Raw genomic sequence first — 26401 nt, 5'->3', positions numbered from 1 at the left:
ATCGGCACATGCAACTGGGAATCGTGGGGCTGGGCCGCATGGGCGGCAATATTGCAAGGCGCCTGATGCGCGAGGGGCACCACACCGTGGTGCATGACCGCAACGCGCCCGCCATCGATACGCTGGTGGCCGAGGGCGCCACAGGCGCCGCCGACCTGGCCGCACTGGTGCAGCAACTGGACGCGCCGCGCGCGGTCTGGGTGATGCTGCCGGCGGGCGAGGCCACCGAGCAGACCATCGCGCAACTGGCCGACCTGCTGGAAGCGGACGATGTGATCATCGACGGCGGCAATACCTTCTACAAGGACGACATCCGCCGCGCCCAGCACCTGGCCGAGCGCCAGTTGCACTACGTGGACGTCGGCACCTCCGGTGGCGTGTGGGGCCTTGAGCGCGGCTACTGCATGATGATCGGCGGCGAGCAGGCGATTTTCGAACGCCTCGAGCCGCTGTTCGCCACCCTGGCACCGGGTGAGGGCGACATTCCACGTACCCGTGGCCGTACCGGCCCCAGCGAGCGCGCCGAAAAGGGCTATATCCATGCCGGGCCACCCGGCGCCGGGCATTTCGTCAAGATGATCCACAACGGCATCGAGTACGGCCTGATGCAGGCCTATGCCGAGGGCTTCGACATTCTCAAGACCAAGGCCAGCGAAAGCCTGCCGGCCGACCAGCGCTTCGACCTCAACCTGCCCGAAATCGCCGAGGTGTGGCGCCGCGGCAGCGTGGTCACCTCGTGGCTGCTGGACCTGACCGCCGATGCACTGGTGGCCGACCCGCAGCTGGGCAGCTACAGCGGCTCGGTGTCCGACAGCGGAGAAGGGCGCTGGACCATCGATGCGGCGGTGGAGCAGGCGGTGCCGGTACCGGTGTTGTCCAGCGCACTGTTCGCGCGCTTTCGTTCACGCCAGCAGCAGGGCACCTACGGTGACAAGCTGCTGTCGGCGATGCGCTTCGGTTTTGGTGGCCATGTCGAGAAGCCCGAATGAGTGAACACGATGTCGAAGCGGCACCAGCCTGTACCCTGTTCCTGTTTGGCGCCAATGGCGACCTGGTCAAACGCCTGCTGATGCCGGCGCTGTACAACCTGCACCGCGACGGCCTGCTCGACAAAGGCATGCGCATCGTCGGGGTCGACCACAACCCGGCCACCGACGGCGAATTCGCCGAGCGCCTGGAAACCTTCATGCGTGAACGCGACCAGGGCGAGGGCGCCACCCGGTGCCTGGACGACAAGCTGTGGAAGCGCCTGGCCAAGGGCATCGGCTACCTCACCGGCGACTTCATGGAGCCCTCCACCTACCAGGCCATCGCCGAGCGCATCGACAAGGGGCGCACCGGCAACGCGATCTTCTACCTGGCCACCTCGCCGCGTTTTTTCAGCGGCGTGGTGCAGCAACTGGGGGCGGCCGGGCTGCTGGACGAGGCCAACGGCTTTCGTCGGGTGGTGGTGGAGAAGCCCTTCGGTTCGGACCTGGCCAGCGCCGAGGCGCTGAACGCCTGCCTGCTCAAGGTGATGAGCGAAAAGCAGATCTACCGCATCGATCACTACCTGGGCAAGGAGACGGTACAGAACATCCTGGTCAGCCGTTTTTCCAACGGCCTGTTCGAGGCGTTCTGGAACAACCACTACATCGATCACGTGCAGATCACCGCTGCCGAGACGGTGGGCGTGGAAACCCGTGGCGCCTTCTACGACACCACCGGGGCACTGCGCGACATGGTGCCCAACCACCTGTTCCAGCTGCTGGCGATGGTGGCGATGGAGCCGCCCGCCGCCTTTGGCGCGGACGCGGTGCGCAGTGAAAAGGCCAAGGTGATCGGCGCGATTCGCCCGTGGTCCAAGGCCATGGCCCTGAAGAACTCGGTGCGCGGGCAGTACACCGCCGGCAAGCAGGGGCGCAAGAAGCTGGCCGGCTACCGCGAAGAGCCACGGGTCGACCCCGACAGCCAGACCGAAACCTACGTGGCGCTCAAGGTGATGATCGACAACTGGCGCTGGGTGGGCGTGCCGTTCTACCTGCGCACTGGCAAGCGCATGAGCGTGCGTGACACCGAGATTGCCATCTGCTTCAAGCCGGCGCCCTATGCGCAGTTTCGCGACAGCGACGCCGAGCGGCCCAAGCCCAACTACCTGAAGATCCAGATCCAGCCCAACGAGGGCATGTGGTTCGACCTGCAGGCCAAGCGGCCGGGGCCGACCCTGGCCATGGAGAACGTCGAGCTGGGTTTTGCCTACAAGGACTTCTTCAAGATGCAGCCCTCCACGGGCTACGAGACCCTGATCTACGACTGCCTGACGGGCGACCAGACGCTGTACCAGCGTGCCGACAACATCGAGAACGGCTGGCGTGCGGTGCAGCCGTTCCTGGACGCCTGGGCGCAGGGCGGCGAGGTGCAGCCGTATGCGGCCGGGGAAGACGGCCCGCAGGCGGCCGACGAACTGCTGGCCCGCGATCGGCGGGTCTGGCACAGCATTGGTTGACGGGAGGTTCATGACGGGCGCCATCGAAGACTACGCACTACTGGGCAATTGCCGCAGCGCAGCACTGGTGGGCCGTGAAGGCTCGCTGGACTGGCTGTGCTTTCCACGCTTCGACTCGCCGGCCTGCTTTGCCGCGCTGCTGGGCGACGAAGAAAACGGGCGCTGGCAGATCGCGCCGCGCGAAGCGCCGCTGGAGGTAACCCGCGAGTACCAGCAGGACACCCTGATCCTGCACACCACCTTCGTCACTGCCAGCGGCCGTGCGCGGCTGATCGACTGCATGCCGCTGGACGACGCGCACCACAGCGTGCTGCGCATCGTCGAGGGGCTGGAGGGCGAGGTGGCCTTCGACATGGACCTGGTGATGCGCTTCGACTATGGCAGCAGCGTGCCCTGGGTCGAGAAGCTCGACCCGCTGACCCTGACGGCGGTGGCAGGGCCGGACCGCCTGACCCTGCGCAGCACGGTAAGCACCCACGCACGCGATCACCATACCGGCAGCCGCTTCAGCGTGAAGGCCGGGCAGCGCCACACCTTCAGCCTGAGCCACCAGCCATCGCACCTGCCGTTGCAGCCGGCCTTCGAGCCGGAGCAGGCGCTGCTGGACACCGCGCACAAGTGGCGCGAGTTTGCTGCGCGCTGCCCGCAGGTGGGCGAGCACACGGCGCGGGTCAAGCGCTCGCTGATCACCCTCAAGGCGCTGACCTATGCACCCACCGGCGGCATCGTGGCCGCGGCCACCACCTCGCTGCCGGAGCACCTGGGTGGCGAGCGCAACTGGGATTACCGCTACTGCTGGCTGCGCGATGCCACCATGACCTTGCTGGCGTTCATGAACCTGGGCTACTTCGAGGAGGCCCAGGCCTGGCGCGAATGGCTGCTGCGCTCGGTGGCGGGCAACCCCGAGCAGATGCAGATCATGTACGGCCTGGCCGGCGAGCGCCGGCTGCCGGAGTACGAGCTGCCCTGGCTGGCCGGCTATGCCGGTTCGCAGCCGGTGCGGGTGGGCAATGCCGCGGCGGTGCAGCACCAGCTGGACATCTATGGCGAGGTGGCCGATGCGCTGTGTCAGGCCATGCGCGGCGGCCTGCCGCGCTTGCCGCGCAGTGCGGCGATCGGGCGGGTGATCATGCCGTACCTGGAGACCATCTGGCGCCAGCCCGACGAGGGCATCTGGGAGGTGCGCGGGCCGCAGCAGCATTTCACCCACTCCAAGGTGATGGCCTGGGTGGCGTTCGATCGGGCGGCCAGCCTGAGCGAGCCGACCGAGGAGGGCAAGGCCCAGGCTGCGCACTACCGCGAGGTGGCCGCGCAGATCCATCGCCAGGTGTGCGAGCAGGGCGTCGATGCGCAGTTGGGCTGTTTTGTGCAGGCCTATGGCTCGCAGGAGATGGACGCGAGCCTGCTGCAGATTGCCCTGACCGGTTTTCTGCCAGCCGACGACCCGAGGTTTCTGGCAACCCTGGCGCAGATCGAGAAGCGCCTGCTGCATGACGGGCTGGTGCGCCGCTACGACAGCGACAGCGGCTGCGATGGGCTGGCGCCGGGGGAGGGTACGTTTCTGGTGTGCTCGTTCTGGCTGGCGGACGTGTACGTGCTGCTGGGGCGTCAGCAAGAGGCCCAGGCGTTGTTCGAGCGCCTGTGCGGGCTGTGCAACGATGTGGGGCTGCTGGCCGAGCAGTACGACCCGCAAGGTGGCCGCATGCTGGGCAATTTCCCGCAGGCCTTCAGCCATATCGGCATCATCAACACGGCGCTGAACCTGCACCGGGCGCAGTGTCCGGTGCGCGACAGGGCCCGCTGCGGGTGACTGCGGCGGCCGCTTCGCCGGCAAGGCCGGCTCCTGCAGTGCAGGAGCAACAGCCCAGCCTTTGGCACAAGCGCCGCCTACGGTCTGCGATATAGTCCAGCCACCTCATCCCGCGTCAGCCCAAGGAGTGCCACGTGACCGACTACACCGCGTTCAAGGTCGAACTGTCGAACAGCATCGCCCACGTCCAGATCAACCGCCCGGAAAAGATCAACGCCATGAATGCCGCGTTCTGGAGCGAGATCGTCGAGATCTTCCAGTGGATCGACGAGACCGACGCGGTGCGCGTGGTGGTGATCAGCGGCGCCGGCAAGCATTTTTCTTCCGGCATCGACCTGATGCTGCTGGCCTCGGTGGCCAACGAAATGGGCAAGGACGTAGGCCGCAACGCGCGCCTGCTGCGGCGCAAGATCCTGCAGATGCAGGCCTCGTTCAATGCCGTGGATACCTGCCGCAAGCCGGTGCTGGCAGCCATCCAGGGCTACTGCCTGGGCGGCGCGATCGACCTGATCGCCGCCTGCGACATGCGCTACGCGGCTGCCGATGCGCAGTTCTCGATCAAGGAAATCGACATGGGCATGGCCGCCGACGTCGGCACCCTGCAGCGCCTGCCACGCATCATCGGCGACGGCATGCTGCGCGAGCTGGCCTACACCGGGCGCACTGTCGGCGCCGACGAGGCGCGCCAGATCGGCCTGGTCAACCGCACCTTCGACGATCAGGCCAGCCTGCTGGACGGGGTCTTTGCGATTGCCGCCGAGATCGCGGGCAAATCCCCGATTGCCGTGGCCGGCACCAAGGAGATGCTCAGCTACATGCGCGATCACCGCATCGACGACGGGCTGGAATACATTGCCACCTGGAATGCTGCCATGTTGCAATCCACCGACCTGCGGGTGGCGATGGCCGCCAGCATGAGCAAACAGAAACCGCAGTTCGACGACTGAGCCCGGTCGCGAACCCTCAAGGAACGCAACATGTCAGCGCGCTGGACCACTGCAGTACTGGACCCCAACACCCCCGGCGGCCTGGCCGTCGCCCACTGTGCCGAGGGCTTTCTGGTGGACGCCAACGGCGCGCTGTTCCCGCGGGACTGGCTCAGGCGCCAGGACCTGGACGTGGTGTGCGAGCACGGCATCGGCCACTTCGACGGCCAGCCGGTGTTTCTGCTCGAACTGCGCTCGGCACAGGCGCCGCAGGGCTGCAGCTGGCGCGGCCTGCGCCAGTTCATGCTGGAAGGCGATTCCGATACCTATACCCTCCTCGGTTACGCCGCGCAGATCGCCACCTGGGCCCGCGAGCACCGCTTTTGCGGCAGTTGCGGGCAGGCGATGGTGCAGATCCAGTGGGAGCGCGCGATGTACTGCGCCGGCTGCGAGCTGCGCAGCTACCCGCGCATTTCGCCGAGCATGATCGTGCTGATCACCCGTGGCGACGAGATACTGCTGGCGCGCTCGCCACGCTTCGTGACCGGCGTGTACAGCACCCTGGCCGGGTTTGCCGAGCCGGGCGAGTCGGCCGAGGACTGCCTGGTGCGCGAGGTGCGTGAAGAGGTGGCGCTGGAGGTGAAGAACCTCCAGTACGTGGGCAGCCAGTGCTGGCCGTTCCCGCATTCGATGATGCTGGGCTTTCATGCCGAATACGCCGGCGGCGAGATCGTGATGCAGGCCGACGAGATCGAGGATGCCCAGTGGTTCAGCGTGCATGCGCTGCCGCCGTTGCCGGCGGGCCGCTCGATTGCGCGTTACCTGATCGACCTGTACGTGGCGCGCCGCCTAGGCCTGGCCGAACCAGTGCTGCCACGCTAGGCGTACGGTCAGGGCCAGCACCACGGTGATGAACACCGGGCGGATGAACTTGCTGCCGCCGCTGATGGCGGTGCGTGCGCCGAAGAACGCGCCGACCATCAGCGACGAGCCCATGGCCAGGCCCACCGCCCAGTCTACCTGGCCGGAGAAGATGAACACCGACAGTGCTGCGGCGTTGCTCACGAAGTTCATGCTGCGCGCCACGCCGCTGGCCTTGACCAGGTCGATGGGGTAGAGCAGCAGGGTGCTGACGGTCCAGAATGCGCCGGTGCCCGGGCCGGCCACGCCGTCATAGAAACCCAGGGTCAGGCCCTGGGGCAGTTGCCACTTCTTCTTGATCGGCGCATCGGCGTCCAGCGGCGCCTTGGGCGTGCCGCCGAACAGCAGGTAAACGCCGCAGGCGAACACCACCACCGGGAGCATCTTGTTCAGCCATTCGGCGGGCAGGTAATGGGCAACGATGGCGCCGATGAAGGCCCCTACCAGGGTACCGACCAGGGCATGTCGCCACTGTGCGGGGTGGAACAGCTTGCGCCGGTAGTAGGTGAAGCCGGCGGTGGCCGAGCCGAAGGTGGAGCTGAGCTTGTTGGTGCCCAGCACCAGGTGCGGCGGCATGCCGGCGGTGAGCAGGGCGGGGGTGGTGAGCAGGCCGCCGCCGCCGGCGATGGCGTCGATGAACCCGGCCACGAAGGCCACGGCGGCAAGAATGGCTAGGGTGGTGAGATCTACGCTGAGTTCGAAGGGCATGGTGTTGGGCTTATTCGACTGGGGCGCAGAACGGTAAAGCTGCGCCTGAGGGGCGCTATGGTAAAGGAGATGGTGCGTGCCTGTCAGGGCCCTATCGCGGGTCAAGCCCGCTCCCACAGAAATAGCGGTGATCCTTGTGGGAGCGGGCTTGACCCGCTTTGCGGTATCAGGACAGGAACCCCCCATCCACATTCAACGCCGTACCGGTGGTGTAGCTGGACGCATCGCTGGCCAGGTACAGCACCGCGCCCGCCATCTCCTTCGGATCGGCCACGCGCTTGAGCGGGATCTGCTGCAGCGCCGTGTTCAGGATCGCTTCGTTCTTGACCAGCGCCGAGGCGAACCTGGTGTCGGTCAGCCCCGGCAGCAGCGCATTGCAGCGGATGCCAAAGGGGGCGCATTCCTTGGCGAACACCTTGGTCATGTTGATCACCGCCGCCTTGGTCACCGAGTAGATCCCCTGGAACACCCCCGGCGATACGCCATTGATCGACGCCACGTTGATGATGCTGCCGCCGCCGTTTTCGCGCATCAGCTTGCCGGCCTCGACCGACATGAAGAAGTAGCCGCGGATGTTCACGTCGACGGTCTTCTGGAAGGCGCTCAGGTCGGTGTCCAGCACGTTGCAGAACTGCGGGTTGGTGGCGGCGTTGTTGACCAGGATGTCCAGGCGCCCGAACTGCTCGCGAATGCCGGCGAACACCGCGCCGATCTGTTCCATCTCGCCAATGTGGCAGGCCACCGCCGTGGCCTTGCCGCCGGCGGCGATGATCGCGTCGGCCACGTGCTGGCAGCCATCGAGCTTGCGGCTGGACACGATCACGTGGGCACCCTGCTGGGCCAGCAGGTGGGCAATCGCCTCGCCGATGCCGCGGCTGGCGCCGGACACGAAGGCGATCTTGCCGTCGAGGTCGAACAACTGGGTCTTGGACATGGGGCGGGTTCCTTGTAGTTGTAGGGCGTCAGAGCGTGGATTTGCCGATGACCTGCAGGCTCATATGCTCCAGCAGCTTGTTCATGTGCACGAACTGGGCGAAGCGCTTGTCCTGGGTCTGGCCATGGAAGAAGCGGTAGTAGATCTGCTGCACGATGCCGGCCAGGCGGAACAGGCCGTAGGTGTAGTAGAAGTCGAAGTTGTCGATCTGCAGCCCGGCACGTTCGGCGTAGTAGTCGACGAACTGGCGCCGGGTGAGCATGCCCGGTGCGTTGCTCGGCTGGCGACGCATCAGCTGCACGGGCGCAGGGTCGCCGGCTTCGATCCAGTAGGCCAGGGTATTGCCAAGGTCCATCAGCGGGTCGCCGAGGGTGGTCATTTCCCAGTCCAGCACGCCGATGATGCGCATGGGGTTGTCGGCGTCGAGGATCACGTTGTCGAAGCGGTAGTCGTTGTGCACGATGGCGGGGCGTGGGTGGTCGGCCGGCATCTTCTCGCGCAGCCAGGCGATCACCGCTTCCCAGCGCGGTGCATCCGGGGTCAGGGCCTTTTCATAACGTGCGCTCCAGCCTTCGATCTGGCGCTGCACATAGCCTTCGGGCTTGCCCAGGTCGGCCAGGCCGCAGGCGGTGTAGTCCACCTGGTGCAGCTCGACCAGGCGGTCGATGAAGCTCTTGCACAGGGCTTCGGTGCGCTGGCTGTCCAGGCCCAGCTCGGGGGGCAGGTCCGAGCGCAGGATGATGCCCTTGACCCGGTCCATCACGTAGAACTCGCCGCCGATCAGCGATTCGTCGGTGCAGTGCACGTAGGCCTTGGGGCAATAGGGGAAGCCGCTGTTGAGCTGGTTGAGGATGCGAAACTCGCGGCCCATGTCGTGGGCCGACTTGGCCTTTTGCCCGAACGGCGGGCGGCGCAGCACGAACTCGCGGTCCGGGTAGCTGAGCAGGTAGGTGAGGTTGGACGCGCCACCGGGGAACTGGCTGATCACCGGCGTGCCGCTCAGGCCCGGAATGCTGGCCTTGAGATAAGGGTCGATGAGGGCGGCATCGAGTTCTTCGCCGGGGCGAACCTGGGTCGACTGGTCGGTGAGCGTCATGCTTTTCCCTTATTCTGAAAGTCGCTGATTATTGTTTAATCTAATTCTCGTGGATAAACCGAACAAGTGTTTGACTGTGTTATAGGCCAGCGTGTTGCACCACGATCACCACCCCTGATGCCGGGCGAAAAAAAACCGAAGCACAAGGCTTCGGTTCTGGTCGGCATCAGCGCAAGGCTCAGGCCGGGAACAGCTCGCTGAGTTTCATCGACAGCATCATGTCGCCTTCGACGCGCAGCTTGCCGCCCATGAAGGCCTGCATGCCGTCGGTTTCGCCGCTGACGATGCCCTTGAGGGTTTCGCTGTCCAGCACCAGGGTGCAGTTGGCGTCAGGGTTTTCGCCTTCCTGCAGGTCGCAGGTGCCGTCCTTGACGATCAGCGAGAAGTGCTTGTCTTCGTCGGTGATGTTGAAGCCGAACACCAGGTCCAGGCCGGCAGCGGCGGCAGGGTTGAACTTCTCTTGCATGGCTTGAACGGCTTTAGCTACGTCGGTCATGGTGTATTCCTTATTAAGTGATGTAAGCGACCCTGGGGCCGCAACAGGCCGGTGCTCATCGGTAGGTGATGAGCGCCGGCACCCTCAGCAACTGCACGTGGGCCTGGTTGTTGAAGGAAGCCAGCGCCACCTCGCGGCCACGAAACTTCAGCTGGCTGAGCGAGGTGTTGACGATCTGCCAGTTCAGCGCGAACGCCTGGCTGGGGGTGATGCCGGTGATCAGGTGGAGCAGGGCGGTGATGGTGCCGCCGGAGGTGAAGATGGCAATGTTGTCGCCTTGCCCGGCCTCGCGCAGCAGGCGTTGCAGGCCGTCGTGCACCTGCGCGACGAAGCCCTGCCAGCTTTGCAGGCCGTCGACATCGTGCTCGCCGCCGTGCCAGCGCTGCACCAGCAGGGCGAACAGGCGCTGGAACTCGCTGCGGTTGTCGCGGGCATTGCGCAGGATGTGCAGCGCCTCGGGCTCGTCCGGCAGCAGGCCGGGCAGCAGCGCGCGGATGACGGCGTCGGCGTCGAATTCGTTGAAGGCAGGGTCGGTTTCCAGGCTGGGTACCGCGCTGCCGGCAGCCTGCAGGCGGGCCAGGGCCAGGCGTGCGGTGTGCTGCTGGCGGCGCAGGTCGCCGGCCATGCAGCGATCCAGGCGCAGGCCCAGCTGGGCGAGGTGATCGCCCAGTGCTTCGCTCTGGGCAATGCCGGTCGGCGACAACACGTCGTAGTCGTCGGCACCAAAGGAGGCCTGGCCATGTCGAATGAGGTAGATGCTGCCCACGTCGTATGCCTGGAGTGAAGGTTCTGGCGAGGGTAGGTGGCCGATGGCGGCCTGTCAACGAAAAAACATACAAGCGTTTGAAAAGGTCGTTTGAACTGCGTTTCGGGGCGTTGCCCACGCTGGTGGAGGCGTGGCCGCGCCGGTATGCTTGGGCCACGTTTGGCGCCGTACGGGCGCAGACATGTTAAGGAGCTACTGTGGATTTTCTTGCTGAATACGCCAGCTTTCTGGCCAAGACCGCGACCCTGGTGATCGCGCTCCTGGTGGTGTTGTCGGCCATTGCCGGGTTGCGCGGCAAGGGCCGGCGCAAGGCCGGGGGGCAGTTGCACGTGACTCGCCTCAACGATTTCTACAAGGACCTGCGCGAGCGCCTGGAGTCGGGTCTGCTCGACAAGGCCCAGCTCAAGGCCCTGCGCAAGCAGCAGGCCAAGCGCGACAAGCAGCAGAAGAAAAAGCCCGAGGACAAGCCGCGGGTGTTCGTGCTGGATTTCGACGGCGACATCAAGGCCTCGGCCACCGAGAGCCTGCGCAATGAAATCACCGCGCTGCTGACCCTCGCCACGCCCAAGGACGAAGTGGTACTGCGCCTTGAAAGCGGTGGCGGCATGGTGCACAGCTACGGCCTGGCCTCCTCGCAGCTGGCGCGTATCCGCCAGGCCGGCGTGCCGCTGACGGTGTGCATCGACAAGGTGGCGGCCAGCGGCGGCTACATGATGGCCTGCATCGGTGACAGGATCGTCAGTGCGCCCTTCGCCATTCTGGGCTCCATCGGGGTGGTGGCGCAGTTGCCCAACGTCAACCGCCTGCTGAAAAAGCACGATGTCGACTTCGAGGTGTTCACGGCGGGTGAGTACAAGCGCACCGTGACCGTGTTTGGCGAAAACACCGAGAAGGGCCGTGAGAAGTTCCAGGAAGACCTGGACGTGACCCATCAGCTGTTCAAGGATTTCGTCTCGCGTTACCGCCCGCAGTTGCACATCGATGAGGTGGCCACCGGCGAGGTCTGGCTGGGGGTGGCGGCATTGAACAAGCAACTGGTGGACGAGCTGCGCACCAGTGACGAATACCTGAGCGAACGCGCTCTCGATTCGAACCTGTATCACCTGCATTTTGCCGAACGCAAGAGCCTGCAGGAGCGCGTTGGCCTGGCTGCCAGCGCCTCCATCGAGAACACCCTGGTGGGCTTGTGGAGCCGTCTGGGCCGCTGGCGCTGAGCAATATGTAGCACTTCACCTGCGTCATGATGGGGTCTGCTTGGGGTTCAATCTACCCCGAGGACCATCATGACCACTCCCACCGATTCCACCGACACCTATGTCACCCCGGGGCCGCATGGCCCCTTCATCCATCAGCGCATGCCTGACTGGCTCAAGCACTCCACCCCTGCAAGTTTCGCGGCCCTGAGCCGGCCCTGGGGCGCCGAACAGCACCAGGGCGCAGGGGATGCGCCGGCGCCCTGGTTCAGCAATGCCCGCGAGGACCAGCGCCAGGCACTGCTCGCCTGCCAGCAGCGCGCCCGCGCCTGCGCCGACGCGTTGGCGCGTACCCTGCGCCCCCTCAAAGGCATCGTCGAGTTCGCCGAGCCGCTGCTCAAGGCCAGGCTCAAGCGCGACTTGCAGCGCGACGACGACGTCAACACCCACGAATTCGTGCACGTCACCCACGACACCGAACTGCTGGGCGCGCTGGTACGCGTGGTGCCCAGGCGCCAGAGCCTGCTGCAGGCGGCGCTGCAGAACTTTGCCCGGGATGCCGAATTCGACGACGGTACGGCCCTGGCGGCCAAGGGCGCATTTTCCATGGCGCTGGTACCTGGCAGCGAGCACGCGCCGCGCTATCGCTACGTTTACAGCAGCAAGCTGGCGGTGGCCCCGCGCGACTTTGCCCGCGTGTGCCATGAGCTGGACCTGGGCAAGCAGTACCAGGAGCACCTGGCTGCGGTGTACGAGGCGCCGGCCACCCATGATCGGGTTCGCCGGCAGTCCATCGAGGCCTACAAGGCGCGCCTGCGCGTGCGCACCTGGATTGCGGCGATGAAGGGCGAGATTGGCGAGGCTGCCCGCAGCGCCTTGCTCGGCTGGCTCGATGGCACCGGTGCCGCCCAGTACAACGGCAAGCCCCTGGTGTTCAGCACCCTGGAAATGTTCGGCATTGGCTTGTCCGGTATCTGGGTGGCCAGTGCCGACCGCCTGCTCAGCGAGCAGACCGAGCCTGTGCTGGTGTATGTGCCTGGCGCGCCCCTGTACCCGCTCAAGGAATATCCGAGCATCGAGGCGTTCAAGCGCGACCTGCGCATCAACCTGATTTCGCCCGCCTATCAGCAGGCCATGCGCGGTTGTGTGGCACGGGCCGATGAAGAGCGCTTCTTCGGGCTGCTGGAAAGCAATCTGTTTCACCTGGTCGATGGCCAGCACGGGCTGCTGGAGCGCCAGCCCAACCTGGAGGCGGACCTGTACCTGCGTGAACACCGTGTGGAAGAAGACCTGTTCGAGTTGCAGCATCGACGCCTGATCGAGAAGGCCAAGGCTGATGCGCGGCACCTGGCCGTGCCCAGTGCCGACGCGGACGAAGCGGCCCGCGAGGCGCGCCTGGCGTACTGGGAAAGCATCGGTCTGAACGTGCTCAACAGCGCCGCCTTCTTCGTACCCGGGCTGGGGGAGGTGATGGCGGTGGTGGCGGCCGGCCAGTTGATCGGGGAGGTGGTCGAGGGCATCGAGGACTGGGAGGTGGGTGATCGCGAGCTGGCCATGGCGCATCTGCAGTCGGTGGCACTGAATATTGCATTCGCCGTGGGCCTGGGGCTTGCCCTCAAGCCGTTGGCCGTCGGGCCGGGCAGCGAGTTGCTGGAAGGCACGATCCAGATCAGGCTGGCCAACGGGCAGTACCGGCTGTGGAAGCCGCAGCTGGAGCCCTATGCCGCGGATGTCGATCTGTCGGGGGTCGTGCCGGACCTTCAGGGGCGCTACAGCGTGGGCGACAAGACCTACATTCGTGTGCAGGGCCGCGCCTACGAGGTGGTCGGCACCGAAGCGGGCCAGTACCAGGTCCGCCATCCTCGCGATGACGCCTACCAGCCGCCGGTGGTGCACAACGGCGCCGGGGCCTGGCGCCTCGAGGCCGAAGACCCGCAGCAGTGGGAAGGCCTGATGTTGTGGCGGCGCCTGGGCCATCTGGTGGACGGCATGGGTGACGAGGACCTGCTGAACATGGCCGCCATCACCGGCATCGACGAGGCACGCCTGCGCCGCCTGCACAGCAACAACGAGCCTTTGCCGGCGTTGCTCGGCGACAGCCTGGTGCGCTGGCAGATGAGCCGCAGGGTGGCGGATGTGATTGCGGCCATGCGCGACGGGCAACCACTGGCCACCGAGCTCGATGCCTTGCCCCTGGCCTTGCTCACACGCATGCCGGGTTGGCCGGCCGGCGTGCTGGTGCGGGTGATGGAGGACGGGCAGCTGGTCAAGGAGTACGGTACGCCGCTGAGCGCCGACAACCGGACCCTGTCGATCACGCGCCAGGAACTGGTCGACGGTCGCTTCCTGACAACGCTGCTGCAGGGCTTGACCGAACAGGAAGAGAAGGCCCTGTTCGGCCCCTACCTGGCCAGGACCGAGGCTGGTCGCCTGACGCAATTGCGTGAAGCCTATGCCCGTTACGCCAGCGTCAACCGCAGCCAGGTGTTCGACAGCCTCTACCGCGCCGACCCGGTGCAGGAGGTGGCGGGCATGGCGGTGGTACGCAAGCAGTTTGCCGGGCTGGCGTGGCGGCAGGCCAGAGAGCTGGTCGAGAGTGCCAGCGTCAGCGAGCGAGCGCAGCTCACCGCCAACCCGCCGCGGGTGCCGTTGCGCCTGGCCGAACAGGCCCGCTGGCTGGTGGAGCAGGCGCGCGTGGTGCGTGCCCGTGAGGGCCTCTACCTGGGCTACACCGATCGCCTGGACTGCCTGAAGGTTGCCATGGACCAGTTGCAGGCCTTGCCGGGTTGGTCTGGCGATGTGCTGTTGCAGGTGCGTGAGGGCAGCCCGTGGGGCGATGAGCTCAAGGCGGTCGGGAGCAGCACGGCCACCGGCACCAAGCGTATTCTCGCGCGGCTGGACGAAGGCTATCAGGCTTATGACAGCGAGCATAACGCGCTGGGCGGGGTGGAGCCGTTGTGCGCCGCCATGCTGCATGCGCTGCCCGACAGCGAGCGCGTGCTGCTGGGCCTGAACATCAACCAGGCCGACGCGTTGCGCCTGATGTTGGCCGAGAATGCCGCCAAGGATACGGCTGCGGTGCGTAGCAGCATCGGCGTGCGTCCGCGCACGCGCTGGTTCAAGCCGCCAATGCGCATGCTCGATGGCCAGATCGGTTATCCGCTCAGTGGCCGGCGCCCGTTCGGCAGGCCGCAGACGCCGATGCAGAGGGTCCGGGCGCTGTACCCCGACCTGGCGGTGGACGAGGTGCAGGCCTTTTTGCAGGAGCTAGGCGAGGGGCTCAGTGAGGAGGAGCTGCTGGTCAAGCTTGAGGGGCGTCGCCAGGAACTGTTCAAGCTGATCGATGAGCTGACCGCCTGGCGCAACGATCAGTCCGTGAGTTTCGCCACCCGTCGCCACCGGGAGGTGGCGGCCGATCGCATCGAGCGTTGCTGGCGGCGCCAGACCAGCCCGGTGGTAACCTTTGAAGGGCGAACCGTCGGCTACACCCTCAACCTGTCGGAGACGCGCCTTGAAGGTCTGCCGATTCTGAGTGCCGATTTCAGCCATGTGGCGTCGCTGTTCATGCGCGACATGCAGTTGAGCGAATTGCCCGAAGCCTTTGTCGAGCAGTTTGCCAATACGCGCTGGCTCAACCTTTCCAACAACCTGTTCAGCACCCTGCCTGCCGCGCTGGAAGCCATACCGCGCATCACCCGGCTGACGTTCAGCTACAACAGCCTGGTCATGGATGCTGCTGCCAATGCGGTGCTGGCCAAACTGGTTCGCCTGAGAATCCTCAACCTGGACCATAACCCGTTGATAACCGCGCCCGATGTTTCGACCCTGGTCGACCTGCGCGGGCTCAGGCTGCAGCACACGGGCATCAGTACCTGGCCGACCGGCCTGATGGACCTTGACATGCTCGAAGAGGTCGACCTGCGCGCCAACAACATTCAGGTGGTGCCGCAGGACGTGCTGGCGCCCTCAGCCGAGCGTGTCGATCGGGTGTTGAGGATCAATCGGGTCACCAGCCTGCACGGCAACCCGATCGATGCCGACAGCCAGGTCAGGCTGACGGTCTATCGTCAGCGCACGCGTATCAGCTTTGGCGTGACGCCGAACCTGCGCGTCCATTTTGCGCCCGAGCCGATGGCTGCTGGTGCCACGGCCTGGCTTGCCGGTGCAGATGCGGTGCAGGCGGCCGAACTGCAGGCGATGTGGGATGCGCTCAAGGCCGAACCGGGCACCGGCGAACTGTTCCGGCTGTTCGATGACCTGGGGGAGACGTCCGATTTTCGCGAGACCTACGACGACCTCAAGCAGCGGGTGTGGGCGCTGATCAAGGCAGTGAGCGCCAACACGGCGCTGCGCGAGGAGGTACTGCAGACCCTGGACAGCGTGCGCAATTGTGGCGATGCGGTGATCCTGGTGTTCAGCCAGCTTGAGGTGCAGGTGCTGATCAACCACGCCCTGGCGCTGGGTAGCCAGCTGGGTGCCGAGTGGTCACTGATGAAGCTGGCGCGTGGGCTGTATCGTCTGGAGCAGGTCGAGCTGATTGCCCAACGGGTCATCGATGCACGTGTGCGTGCTGGCACGGTGGTGGACGAGGTCGAAGTGCGGCTGGCTTACCGTACCGCGCTGACCGAGCCGCTCGAGCTGCCGGGGCAGCCCAACACCATGCGCTACCGAGCCACTGCCCAGGTCAGCGATGCCGATATCAAGGCTGCGCAGAAGGAGATCGAAGAGGGCGAGACGCCGGCAGTGCTCAAGGCTTCGATTGCCCAGCGCGACTTCTGGGTCAGTTATCTGAAGGTGCAGTATGCCGAGCGCTACCAGCGCATCGCCAAGCCGCTGCATGCCCGCATGGAGGCCTTGCAGGCAGATGCCGATGCCGGGCACATCACCGAAGCGGCGTACCTGCGCCAGAGCCACGTACTGCAAGCCAACCTGGCCAAGGAGGAGAAAAAGTTGCTGGAGACGCTGACGGCAGAAATCTGGAACAGCGTGCCTGACCAGGTCACCCGGTTGTAAATTCGACGCCACAAAAAAAGGCCCCGCAAGGGGCCTTTTTCATGGGGCGGTGTTCAGCGTCGACGGAACAGCGGCTGCGGCTCGTCGGTGGCGGCCTGGTAGGTCACCGAGAAGTCCTGCAGGCTCTGCAGCGCTTCGACCGGGTCCTTGTCGGCCCGCAGGGCGAAGGCGTCGAAACCGCAACGCTTCATGTAGAACAGCTGGTCGCGCAGCACGTCGCCGATGGCACGCAGCTCGCCGGTGAACTTGTAGCGGTCACGCAGCAGGCGCGCATTGGAGTAGTTGCGCCCGTCGGTGAAGGCCGGGAAGTTCAACGCGATGACCTGGAAGCTGGCCACGTCATCGCCGATTTCCTCGGCTTCCTCGTCGGCATCCAGCCACACGCCCAGGCCGCCGTCGCGGGCCTTGAGGGCATGGGCGTGCTCGCGCCACAGGTGCAGCGGCACGATGTAGTCGTCGCAGTTGGTCAGTTCGTCCAGGGTGACGTCCTTGGGCAGCAGGTGCCAGGTTTCGTCGACGATCTGGTTGCCCTTAATGATTCGCTGCATAGACGCGCTCCTTGAAAGGGTCGATGCCAATACGTTGGTAGGTGTCGATGAAGCGCTCGTCTTCAGTACGTTTCTCGACGTACACATCGATCAGCTTCTCGATCACGTCCGGCATGTCGTCCTGAGCGAACGAGGGGCCGAGGATCTTGCCCAGGCTGGCGTCGCGGCTGGCGCTGCCACCCAGGGACACCTGGTAGAACTCCTCGCCCTTCTTGTCCACCCCGAGAATGCCGATATGGCCGACGTGGTGGTGGCCGCAGGCGTTCATGCAGCCGGAGATGTTCAGGTCCAGTTCGCCGATGTCGAACAGATAGTCCAGGTCGTCGAAGCGGCGCTGGATGGATTCGGCGATCGGGATCGACTTGGCGTTGGCCAGCGAGCAGAAGTCGCCACCCGGGCAGCAGATGATGTCGGTCAGCAGGCCGATGTTCGGCGTGGCGAAGCCGTTTTCACGCAGCTCCAGCCACAGCGCGTGCAGCTGGCGCTGCTCGACGTCGGCCAGGATGATGTTCTGCTCGTGGGAGGTGCGCAACTGGCCGAAGCTGTAGCGTTCGGCAAGGTCGGCCACCGCGTCCAGCTGCTTGTCGGTCAGGTCGCCCGGCGCCACGCCGGTCGGCTTGAGCGACAGGGTAACGGCCACATAGCCCGGCTTCTTGTGCGCCAGGGTATTGCGCGTGCGCCAGCGGGCGAAGCCCGGGTGCTGCTGGTCGAGCTCGGCCAGCTGGCTGTCGAGGTTGTCCAGCGCCAGGTAGTCGGGGTCGACGAAGTGCTTGGCCACGCGATGCACTTCGGCATCGGTCAGGGTGGTGCTGCCGCCGCGCAGGTGCTCCATTTCGGCGTCGACCTTCTGGGCGAACACCTCCGGCGTGAGGGCCTTGACCAGGATCTTGATGCGCGCCTTGTACTTGTTGTCACGGCGACCGTAACGGTTGTACACGCGCAGGATCGCGTCCAGGTAGCTGAGCAGGTCCTGCCAGGGCAGAAATTCGTTGATGAAGGCGCCCACCACCGGGGTACGGCCCAGGCCGCCGCCGACCAGCACGCGAAAGCCCAGTTCACCGGCCGCGTTGTGCACCGGCTCCAGGCCGATGTCGTGCACTTCGATGGCCGCACGGTCGCTGGCCGAGCCATTGATGGCGATCTTGAACTTGCGCGGCAGGTACGCGAACTCGGGGTGGAAGGTGGTCCACTGACGCACGATTTCACACCATGGGCGCGGGTCGATCACTTCGTCGGCGGCAACGCCGGCGAACTGGTCGGTGGTGACGTTGCGCAGGCAGTTGCCGCTGGTCTGGATCGCGTGCATCTGCACCGTGGCCAGCTCGGCGAGGATCTCGGGGATGTCCTCCAGGGCAGGCCAGTTGTACTGCACGTTCTGCCGGGTACTGATGTGCGCGTAGCCTTTGTCGTAGTCGCGAGCGATTTTGGCCAGCATCCGGGTCTGGCGCGACGTCAGCTGGCCGTAGGGCACGGCTACCCGCAACATCGGGGCAAAACGTTGAATATAGAGGCCATTTTGCAGGCGCAGGGGGCGGAACTCTTCTTCGCTCAGCTCACCGGCCAGGTAGCGTCGGGTCTGGTCTCGGAACTGCTTGACGCGGTCCTCGATGATCCGCTGATCGTACTCGTCGTATACGTACATAGGGGTCCTGTTCTCAGGCTGCTTGCAGCTAATCGCGCGCACGGCCGCGCACTCCGGGGCGGAGCCGAGGCAAGATAGCAGTTTGCGTTTATGCGCAAAAGTGATGTTTTTGCATATGAAAAGAACTATATGGACTAAGTGAGACTGGCTAGCGTTTGGCTGTCACCTGAGCGTTGCCCGTGCCGTCGCGGTTATACTCGGCGCTTTGCGTTGCAGGAGCGTACTCGAATGCTCAAGGCCTTGTGCCTGTCGGTGTGGCTGGGCCTGTCGCTGGTGAGTGGCGCCCAGGCGGCCTCGGTGGTGTTTCTCAATCCGGGCAATGCCGACGAGACCTTCTGGGTCAGTTACTCGCGTTTCATGCAAGGCGCCGCGCAGAACCTGGGCATGTCCCTGCGTGTCGAGTACAGCGGGCGTGATCGCCAGCGTGTGCTGCATCAGGCGCGACAGGCGCTCCAGGGGCCGCAGCGGCCGGACTACCTGGTGCTGGTCAACGAGCAGTACGTGGCGCCGGAGATCATCCGCCTGTCGCGCGGCAGCGGGGTCAGGCTGTTTCTGGTCAACAACGGCCTGACGGTCGACCAGGCGCGCCAGGTGCACGAGTATCCGGACCGTTATCCGCCGGTCCTCGGCACCCTGACCGGCAACGACGAGGAGGCCGGCTACCGCATGCTCAAGACGCTGGTCGAGCAGTTGCCGCCCGCTGCCCTAGAGCAGGGCGTGGACCTGCTGGCGTTCTCTGGGTTGAAGCACACCCCGGCAGCGCAGTTGCGTGAGCAGGGCATGCACCGGGCGTTGGCCGAGTTGCCCGGCGTGCACCTGCGCCAGCTGGTGTATGGGGAATGGAGTCGCCAGCGCGCCTATGAGCAGGCGCAGTTGCTGGGTGCGCGTTATCCGCGTACGCAGCTGGTGTGGTCGGCCAATGACGAGATGGCGTTCGGCGCGATGCAGGCATTCGAGGAGGCCGGGCGGGTGCCGGGCCGGGATGTGATGTTCAGTGCGGTGAACAGTTCGCCGCAGGCCCTGCAGGCGCGAATCGAGGGTCGATTGAGCGTGTTGATGGGCGGGCACTTTTCTCTGGGCGGGTGGGCCATGGTGCTGCTGCACGATGATGCGCAGGGCGTGCCGATCGGTCAGTTGCTCGCCCGGCCGCGGCCGGTGCCGGTGCTTCAGCTGATCGATGCGGTCAAGGCGCGGCGCTGGCTCACGCTTGAACAGCAGGGCGACTATGGGCTGGATTTCAAGGGGTTCAGCGCCGTTGGCAAGGCGCCAGGGTATCGATACCCGTTCCTGAAGGACGCGATGGACTACTAACCGACGAGCTGTACAAAAACCCTGCTTGAGCAAAGGGCATTGCTGGACTTAACTGCATCAGGTGCAGTGCATTCCCATAACCACAACAAGAGGCAATGCAATGGGAAATCCAAGCAAGGCAAGCAAGCCGGACAGCAGTGTCGATGCGTGGGCGATACTCTGCCTGATTGTACTGGTGGTCGTGACGGCGGTTTACTGGGTCAGTCACCAATAGGCCAAGCCGCAAGAGCGAATCAACCCGCTCTTGCGGACATGCCGGTACAGCACCACCCTCAAGCCTTCAGCAAAGCCTCCGGTGCCTCGGCAGGCACCGGTCGCCCGATGGCCTGCTCGACCCGGCGCGCCACCACCGGGTCATCGGCAAAGGGTATGAGGCTTGCCTGGTCATCCACCTGGTCGCTATGGCGCCTCAGGCAGGCGCTGGTGATAAGGTAGAAGAACACCAGTCCGGTCACGCAATACAACCCATATGCCCAGCCGTTCATTCGCTGCCCCTTACGCCATCTGCGCGTTGTCCAGTGCCAGTTTCGGGTCTGCCACGCGTACCGTGCGCCAGGTGTTCCAGGCCATCAGCAGCATCCCGCTCAGGAAGCACACGCCACCGACGAAGCGCACGATGAAGCCCGGGTGGCTGGCCACCAGTGCCTCCACGAACGAGTAGGTGAGGGTGCCGTCGTCGTTGATGGCGCGCCACATCAGGCCCTGGGTGATGCCGTTGACCCACATCGAGGCGATGTACAGCACGGTACCGATGGTGGCCAGCCAGAAGTGCAGGTTGATCAGCCCGGTGCTGTACATCTTCTCGCGGCCGAACACCTTGGGAATCATGTGGTACAGCGCGCCGAAGGTGATCATCGCCACCCAGCCCAGCGCACCCGCATGCACGTGGCCGATGGTCCAGTCGGTGTAGTGCGACAGGGCGTTGACGGTCTTGATCGCCATCATCGGCCCTTCGAAGGTCGACATGCCGTAGAACGCCAGCGACAGCACTAGGAAACGCAGGATCGGGTCGCTGCGCAGCTTATGCCAGGCGCCCGAGAGGGTCATCATGCCGTTGATCATGCCGCCCCAGCTCGGGGCCAGCAGGATGATCGACATCGCCATGCCCAGCGACTGCGCCCAGTCGGGCAGGGCGGTGTAGTGCAGGTGGTGCGGGCCTGCCCAGATGTACAGGGTGATCAGCGCCCAGAAGTGCACGATCGACAGGCGGTAGGAATACACCGGCTTGCCGACCTGCTTGGGCACGAAGTAGTACATCATCCCCAGGAAGCCGGTGGTCAGGAAGAAGCCCACCGCGTTGTGGCCGTACCACCACTGCACCATCGCATCGGTGGCCCCCGCGTACACCGGGTAGGACTTGAACCAGCTGACCGGAATCGACAGGTGGTTGACCACGTGCAGCATCGCGATGACCACGATGAAGGCCCCGAAGAACCAGTTGCCGACATAGATGTGCGTGCCCTTGCGGCGCAGCAGGGTGCCGAAGAACACCACGCCATAGGCCACCCACACGATTGCCATCCACACCGCGCCGGTGAATTCGATCTCGGCGTATTCCTTGGTGGTGGTAAGGCCCAGGGGCAGGCTCAGCAGCATGATCACGATGGTCGCCTGCCAGCCCCAGAAGGTGAAGGCGGTCAGCCAGTCGCTGTAAAGGCGTACCTGGCAGGTGCGCTGCACCGCGTAGTAGCTGGCGGCAAATTGCGCGCTGCCGGCGAAACCGAAGATCACCAGGCTGGTGTGCAGGGGGCGCAGGCGGCCGAAGGTGGTCCAGGGCAGGTCCAGGTTGAGCTCCGGCCAGACCAGTTGCGAGGCGATCCATACGCCCATGGCCATGCCGACGATGCCCCACACCACCGTCATGACCACGAACTGCCGGACCACCTTGTAGTTGTAGGCCTGTGCCTGTTGATGAGTACTCATGGCTGTTTATCCGCGTTTCCTTCCTAGCCCACCCCCCGACGGGACGAGCACAGGCGCTGACTCTAGAAAGCCTGCCGCAGACAAAACAGACTCAGAAACAGGCCTTATATACGGATCAGATAAAAGCCCTGTATTCATTGGGCAAAAGCGCTACTGATCTGTAACAGGTGCGACATTTGAACGCTGTTATGCGGCCTAAATCGCCGTCAACGGGGTGACCATCGGCCGCAGCCAGGGTCCATTGGAATTATCTTGACATCACCGCGAAACGCAGTAGAGAATTTCACAAACTTTGCGCGCAAAGTTTTGCAGGCAGGGGCTTTCTGTCGTTGTTGCAGGCGTTGCGCGATCCGATACGACACTTAACGCGCCAGGGCTAACGGGACGACGCAGGTGCGCATCCCGCGCACGCATTCGGCACCGGAAAATATAATAACGAAGGGAGCAACAGATGAAGCTTTCCAAAGAATTGGTCCTCCAGGCAAAGGCGACATTCGGTACGCCTACCTACCTGTATGACGAGGCGGTGCTGCGCAGCAGTTTCAATGAACTGCGCGACGCCTTGCCCGACTGCGTGGATATCTTCTACGCGCTCAAGGTCAATCCGAATCTGTCGCTGGTGAAGCTGATCCGTTCGTACGGCGGCAACACCGAGGTCTGTTCGCTGGGCGAGCTGGAAATCGCCCTGAAGGCGGGCGTTGCACCCCAGGACATCATTTTCCTGGGCCCCTACAAGAAGCCCGAGGAACACCGCCGGGCGCTGGAAGTGGGGGTGTACGCCATCGTCGTCGAATCCGAAACCGAACTGCGCGCGCTTTCTGCCCTGGCCGGCTCGCTGGGCTGTACCGCGCCGGTGGCCATTCGCATCAATCCCAATTTCTCGGCCTCGGGCTCGCCCTGGAAGATGGGCGGGCGCCCGACCCACTTCGGTATCGAGGAAGACACCGCAGTGGCCAATTTCGGCCAGTACCTGGCGCTGCCCAACCTGCATATCAAGGGCATTCACGTCTACAACGGCACCAAGATCCTCGACGCCCAGTCGGTGTATGACAATGCCAGCTACATCCTCGACCTGTACCGCAACCTCACCCTTCGCTACGACCTGGACCTGAGCATGGTCGACGTCGGCGGCGGCCTGGGCATCAAGTACTACGAGAACGAAAAGGAACTCGACACCCGTCAGCTCAAGCAGCTGCTGGCCCCGCTGTTCGACAGTTTCCATCGCCAGTTCCCGCGTACCCGCATCATCGTCGAGTCCGGCCGTTTCGTGGCCGGCAAATGCGGCGCGCTGCTGGTCACCGTCGACAACATCAAGCACAACCACGGCAAGACCTTCGCCGTGACCGACGGCGGCACCAACTGCCACGGTGCCGCGGCGGGCAGCGGCCAGGTGCTCAAGCGCAATTTTCGCATCGTGCACGCCACCGGCAGCAATGGCGCACCGCTGCGCGAGTACCATATCTCCGGCCCGCTGTGCAGCCCCGACGACCTGCTGGGGCGTGACGTGCGCATCGAGACCCTGAGCGAAGGCGACCTGCTGGCGGTGACGGCCTCCGGTGCCTATGGCCCCACGGCCTCGCCCACCCTGTTCCACAGCCATGGTCACCCGGCCGAGGTGATCGTCAGCCACGGCCGCCTGTTCCTGGCCAGGGCCCGTCAGACCGCGCTGGAGATCCGCGACAGCCACGCCGACGTGGCGCTGGACGACATGCTCGCCGCCCCGGCCAGCGCACCTGTCGCCAGCAGCGCACCCGGCGTGACGGCCAGCGGCGCCACGCAGGCGCAACTGATCGAGATCCTGCGGGTGGTGCTCAAGCTGCCAGCCAGTACCGAGGTGCGTGCCGACTCGCACCTGCGTGACCACCTGGGGCTCGACTCGCTCACCTCGATGGAGCTGCTGGTCAGCCTGGAGGACGAGATCGAAGGCTTCTTCGTCAACCCCGACACCATTGCCCCCGGGCACTTCAATACCGTGACGACGCTGGCGCAGTACATCGACGCCAACCGCCAGAACGCCCCCGAAACCGCCTCGCAAGGCCAGCCAGAGGTACAGTATGAGCCGGTCTAGCGTGCTCCTGCAGCAGGTACTGGAGGCCAGCAACGGCCTGTACCCGCGCAAGGCGGCAGTCATCTATGCCGATGAAACCTACACCTATGCCGACCTCGACGATTCCAGTTCGCGGCTGGCCTCGGGCTTGCAGGCCTGTGGCCTGCAGCGTCAGGAGCGGGTGGTGCTGTGCCTGGGCAACCGGGTAGAAACCATCTGTGCCTTCTGGGGTGTGCTCAAGGCCGGTGGCGTGGTGGTCAATGTCGGCCTGGAGACCCACGCCGACGGCCTTGACTACATCGTGCGGGACGCCGAGGCCTCGGTGCTGATCACCACCTCGGAGAAGTTCGCCAGCCTGTCGGTGGACACCCCGAGCCTGCCGTACCTGCGCACCATCGTGCTGCTGGACGGCGAGGCCGACTCGGCGCTGACACGCACCTTCGAGGGTGTGCTGGTGCAGGGCAACGGAGCTCCGGTGCCCTGCGGCACGCTGGACCTGGACCTGGCCGCGATCATCTATACCTCCGGGTCCACCGGCGAGCCCAAGGGCGTGATGCTGACCCATCGCAACATGCTCGCGGCGCTGTCGTCGCTGCACACCTACCTGGGCTACAACGACAGCGACCACGTGCTCTGCTCGTTGCCGCTGTCGTTCGACTATGGCCTGTACCAGATGATCATGGCGCTGAGCGCGGGCGCCACCCTGGTACTGGAAAAGGAATTCACCTGGCCGATCTTCCTGATCAAGAAGATCCGCCAGTACCAGATCACGGTCATCCCGTTCGTGCCCACCATGCTCATGCTGCTGCATGAGTACGCGAGCAAGCGCAACGCCAGTTTCGAGCACGTGCGCATGGTCACCAATACCGGCGCGGCGCTCAAGCCGCCGCACATTGCGCAGATGAAGGCGCTGTTTCCGCAGGCGCAGATCTTCTCCATGTACGGCCTGACCGAGTGCAAGCGCTGCACCTACCTGCCGCCAGAGGACATCGACAGCAAGCCGGGCAGCGTCGGCATCGCCATTCCCAACACCGAGTTGTGGCTGATCGACGAGCACGGCCAGCGCATCGACCAGGCCCACCAGGTGGGCCAGTTGGTGATTCGCGGCGCCACGGTCATGGCCGGCTACTGGCGCAACCCGCAGGCCACGGCGAAAAAGCTCAAGCCCGGCCCCTATCCCGGGGAGAGCGTGCTGCATACCGGCGACTACTGCCACCTGGACGAAGACGGCTACCTGTATTTCGAAGGCCGGATGGACCACGTGATCAAGTCCCGCGGCATGAAGGTCAGCCCGGCGGAAGTGGAAGACTTCTTCTATGCCATGGCAGGCATCGACGCGGCAGCGGTGGTCGGTGTCGAGGATGCTGCGGCCGGCGAAGGGCTGTGGGCTTTCGTGACCTTGAGCCAGGGCGTCACGCTCAGCGCCGAGCAGTTGCTCGAACGCTGCCGCGCCGGGCTCGAGCCGCACAAGGTGCCACTGGCAATCAGTATCGAGCTCACCTTGCCGCGCACCGCCAACGGCAAGTTCGACCTCAAGCAGTTGCAACACACGGCACGCTCGGCGCAGCTGGCGGCCGCCGGCTGACAGGCGCTGCGGGTGTTGCCCGTTACCTCGAAACAGTGCTTACGCAGGGAGTATCTACATGCGTCTTGGCAATAAAGGCAGGGACCAGACCCTGGACGTCAACGGGCAGACGTTTGCCCTGCGGGTCTGGGGCGAGGAGGGGGCTCATCCGGTATTGGCCGTGCATGGCTGGCTGGACAACGCCGCCTCGTTCGAACAGGTGGCGCCGTACCTGAAGGATTGCTTCGTGGTGGCACCGGACCTCGCCGGGCATGGACGCTCGGACCATCGGCGTGCCGACAGTGGCTACTATCTGTGGGAACATGCCGACGACATGAATACCCTGGTCGAGTGCATGGGCTGGAAGCGCTTTTCGGTGATCGGCCATTCCATGGGCAGCGGTATCGCGTCGATCCTGGGGGCGATGAACAAGTCCATCGACAGCATGATCTTCCTCGATGGCATGGGCGCTCCGTTCACCATCGCCGAAGAAGACACCGTGGAGCACCTGAAGAAGGCCCATCGCCTGATGCGCCTGGCCCTGCGCACCCGCCTGCATGGGTTCTCGGCCCCCGACAGCGTGCAGTTCAGCAGCGTCGAGGCGGCGGTCAACGAGCGGCGCAACAGTATCGACGGCCTGCTCTCGCCGGCCTCGGCACGCCTGCTGGCCATGCGCGACCTGCTCAGCGTGGGGGATGGCTACCGCTGGCGTCACGACCCGCGGCTGGTGCTGCCCGAACCGATGCAGCTGACCGAGCGTCAGGCCTGCGACTTCCTGCGCCAGATCAGTTGCCCGCTGCATGTGATGCTCGGGCGCCAGGGCCTGTTTGCCGGCCCGGAATTCGACAAGCGCAAAAAAGCGTTGCCCTGGGCCAGCCGTGTGCACTGGCATGATGGCGGGCACCATTTTCATCTCGAAGCGGCAAGTGACAGCCTGATCGCACAGATCAACACCGCCCTTGCGCAAAACGAGCAGGGCCCGGTGCGACGAATAGCCAATGAGTAACGGAGTAGGCGT

General features: G+C 64.9%; 20 protein-coding genes. 11 read left to right on the top strand and 9 right to left on the bottom strand.

Annotated features, from left to right (window positions below; translation table 11 throughout):
* The first annotated feature begins 8 nt into the window (after positions 1–8).
* From gnd to nudC, 5 genes are all read left to right on the top strand, one after another.
* A complete protein-coding gene (gene gnd, locus KH389_RS15415; RefSeq protein WP_043862637.1) occupies positions 9–989 on the top strand; it encodes a phosphogluconate dehydrogenase (NAD(+)-dependent, decarboxylating) in 981 nt (326 codons plus the stop codon).
* Complete coding sequence (gene zwf, locus KH389_RS15410) at positions 986–2485, top strand: glucose-6-phosphate dehydrogenase (protein ID WP_213605787.1); 1500 nt, start codon at positions 986–988, stop codon at positions 2483–2485. Before gnd ends, zwf begins: the two co-directional genes overlap by 4 nt.
* 10 nt (positions 2486–2495) lie before the next feature.
* Positions 2496–4295 (top strand): glycoside hydrolase family 15 protein, encoded by a 1800-nt coding sequence (locus KH389_RS15405; RefSeq protein WP_213605786.1) that lies wholly within the window; start codon positions 2496–2498, stop codon positions 4293–4295.
* 134 nt (positions 4296–4429) lie between these two features.
* Positions 4430–5242 (top strand): crotonase/enoyl-CoA hydratase family protein, encoded by an 813-nt coding sequence (locus KH389_RS15400; protein ID WP_043859926.1) that lies wholly within the window; start codon positions 4430–4432, stop codon positions 5240–5242.
* A 30-nt stretch (positions 5243–5272) separates the two neighbouring features.
* Positions 5273–6103 (top strand): NAD(+) diphosphatase, encoded by an 831-nt coding sequence (nudC, locus tag KH389_RS15395; protein WP_058541138.1) that lies wholly within the window; start codon positions 5273–5275, stop codon positions 6101–6103.
* Here nudC and KH389_RS15390 read toward each other — a convergent pair.
* The 5 genes from KH389_RS15390 to KH389_RS15370 all read right to left on the bottom strand — a co-directional run bounded on the left by KH389_RS15390 (position 6071) and on the right by KH389_RS15370 (position 10142).
* Positions 6071–6850 carry a TSUP family transporter gene (locus tag KH389_RS15390; RefSeq protein WP_043859924.1) on the bottom strand — a complete coding sequence of 260 codons (780 nt, stop codon included), beginning with the start codon at positions 6848–6850 and terminating at the stop codon, positions 6071–6073. The two genes, nudC and KH389_RS15390, sit on opposite strands and share 33 nt — an antisense overlap.
* 166 nt (positions 6851–7016) lie before the next feature.
* Positions 7017–7784: an SDR family oxidoreductase gene (locus KH389_RS15385; RefSeq protein WP_043859923.1), complete on the bottom strand. Its 768-nt coding sequence runs from the start codon at positions 7782–7784 to the stop codon at positions 7017–7019.
* Between the two features lie 28 nt (positions 7785–7812).
* On the bottom strand, positions 7813–8880 hold the full coding sequence (locus KH389_RS15380; protein WP_054915451.1) for a phosphotransferase family protein: 1068 nt from the start codon (positions 8878–8880) through the stop codon (positions 7813–7815).
* Positions 8881–9058: 178 nt separating this feature from the next.
* Entirely contained in the window at positions 9059–9376 is a 318-nt protein-coding gene (locus KH389_RS15375) for an SCP2 sterol-binding domain-containing protein (RefSeq protein WP_043859921.1), read from the bottom strand.
* A 55-nt stretch (positions 9377–9431) separates the two neighbouring features.
* Entirely contained in the window at positions 9432–10142 is a 711-nt protein-coding gene (locus tag KH389_RS15370; protein ID WP_213605785.1) for a histidine phosphatase family protein, read from the bottom strand.
* Positions 10143–10339: 197 nt separating this feature from the next.
* On the opposite strand from KH389_RS15370, the gene sohB reads away from it, so the two are divergent.
* A complete protein-coding gene (gene sohB / locus KH389_RS15365) occupies positions 10340–11356 on the top strand; it encodes a protease SohB (protein ID WP_213605784.1) in 1017 nt (338 codons plus the stop codon).
* Positions 11357–11425: 69 nt separating this feature from the next.
* Positions 11426–16348 (top strand): NEL-type E3 ubiquitin ligase domain-containing protein, encoded by a 4923-nt coding sequence (locus KH389_RS15360; protein ID WP_213605783.1) that lies wholly within the window; start codon positions 11426–11428, stop codon positions 16346–16348.
* A gap of 53 nt (positions 16349–16401) precedes the next feature.
* Here the strand turns inward: KH389_RS15360 and KH389_RS15355 are convergent, their stop codons facing one another.
* Together KH389_RS15355 and KH389_RS15350 are read right to left on the bottom strand one after the other, a co-directional pair.
* Complete coding sequence (locus KH389_RS15355) at positions 16402–16896, bottom strand: DUF934 domain-containing protein (protein WP_043859917.1); 495 nt, start codon at positions 16894–16896, stop codon at positions 16402–16404.
* On the bottom strand, positions 16880–18538 hold the full coding sequence (locus KH389_RS15350; protein ID WP_043859916.1) for a nitrite/sulfite reductase: 1659 nt from the start codon (positions 18536–18538) through the stop codon (positions 16880–16882). Before KH389_RS15350 ends, KH389_RS15355 begins: the two co-directional genes overlap by 17 nt.
* 228 nt (positions 18539–18766) lie before the next feature.
* Between KH389_RS15350 and KH389_RS15345 the strand changes: the two genes are divergently transcribed.
* Complete coding sequence (locus KH389_RS15345; RefSeq protein ID WP_213605782.1) at positions 18767–19849, top strand: ABC transporter substrate-binding protein; 1083 nt, start codon at positions 18767–18769, stop codon at positions 19847–19849.
* Positions 19850–20121: 272 nt separating this feature from the next.
* On the opposite strand, the gene KH389_RS15340 is transcribed toward KH389_RS15345, so the two are convergent.
* Complete coding sequence (locus KH389_RS15340) at positions 20122–20334, bottom strand: hypothetical protein (RefSeq protein ID WP_054915446.1); 213 nt, start codon at positions 20332–20334, stop codon at positions 20122–20124.
* Positions 20335–20344: 10 nt separating this feature from the next.
* Entirely contained in the window at positions 20345–21772 is a 1428-nt protein-coding gene (ccoN, locus tag KH389_RS15335; RefSeq protein WP_116054531.1) for a cytochrome-c oxidase, cbb3-type subunit I, read from the bottom strand.
* A 451-nt stretch (positions 21773–22223) separates the two neighbouring features.
* On the opposite strand from ccoN, the gene KH389_RS15330 reads away from it, so the two are divergent.
* Genes KH389_RS15330 through KH389_RS15320 form a run of 3 tightly spaced genes read left to right on the top strand, consistent with a single transcriptional unit; the run spans position 22224 to position 26389 of the window.
* Positions 22224–23840 (top strand): phosphopantetheine-binding protein, encoded by a 1617-nt coding sequence (locus KH389_RS15330; protein ID WP_213605781.1) that lies wholly within the window; start codon positions 22224–22226, stop codon positions 23838–23840.
* Positions 23827–25404: a class I adenylate-forming enzyme family protein gene (locus tag KH389_RS15325; RefSeq protein WP_213605780.1), complete on the top strand. Its 1578-nt coding sequence runs from the start codon at positions 23827–23829 to the stop codon at positions 25402–25404. The genes KH389_RS15330 and KH389_RS15325 overlap by 14 nt, the downstream gene beginning before the upstream one ends.
* A 58-nt stretch (positions 25405–25462) precedes the next feature.
* Positions 25463–26389, top strand: a complete 927-nt coding sequence (locus KH389_RS15320; RefSeq protein WP_043863019.1) for an alpha/beta fold hydrolase — start codon at positions 25463–25465, stop codon at positions 26387–26389.
* Positions 26390–26401: the final 12 nt, after the last annotated feature.

Source organism: Pseudomonas qingdaonensis, assembly GCF_018398475.1.
Lineage (GTDB): Bacteria > Pseudomonadota > Gammaproteobacteria > Pseudomonadales > Pseudomonadaceae > Aquipseudomonas > Aquipseudomonas palmensis.
The sequence above is the reverse complement of the archived record's forward strand: the minus strand, read 5'-3'. Positions and strand labels throughout refer to the sequence as shown.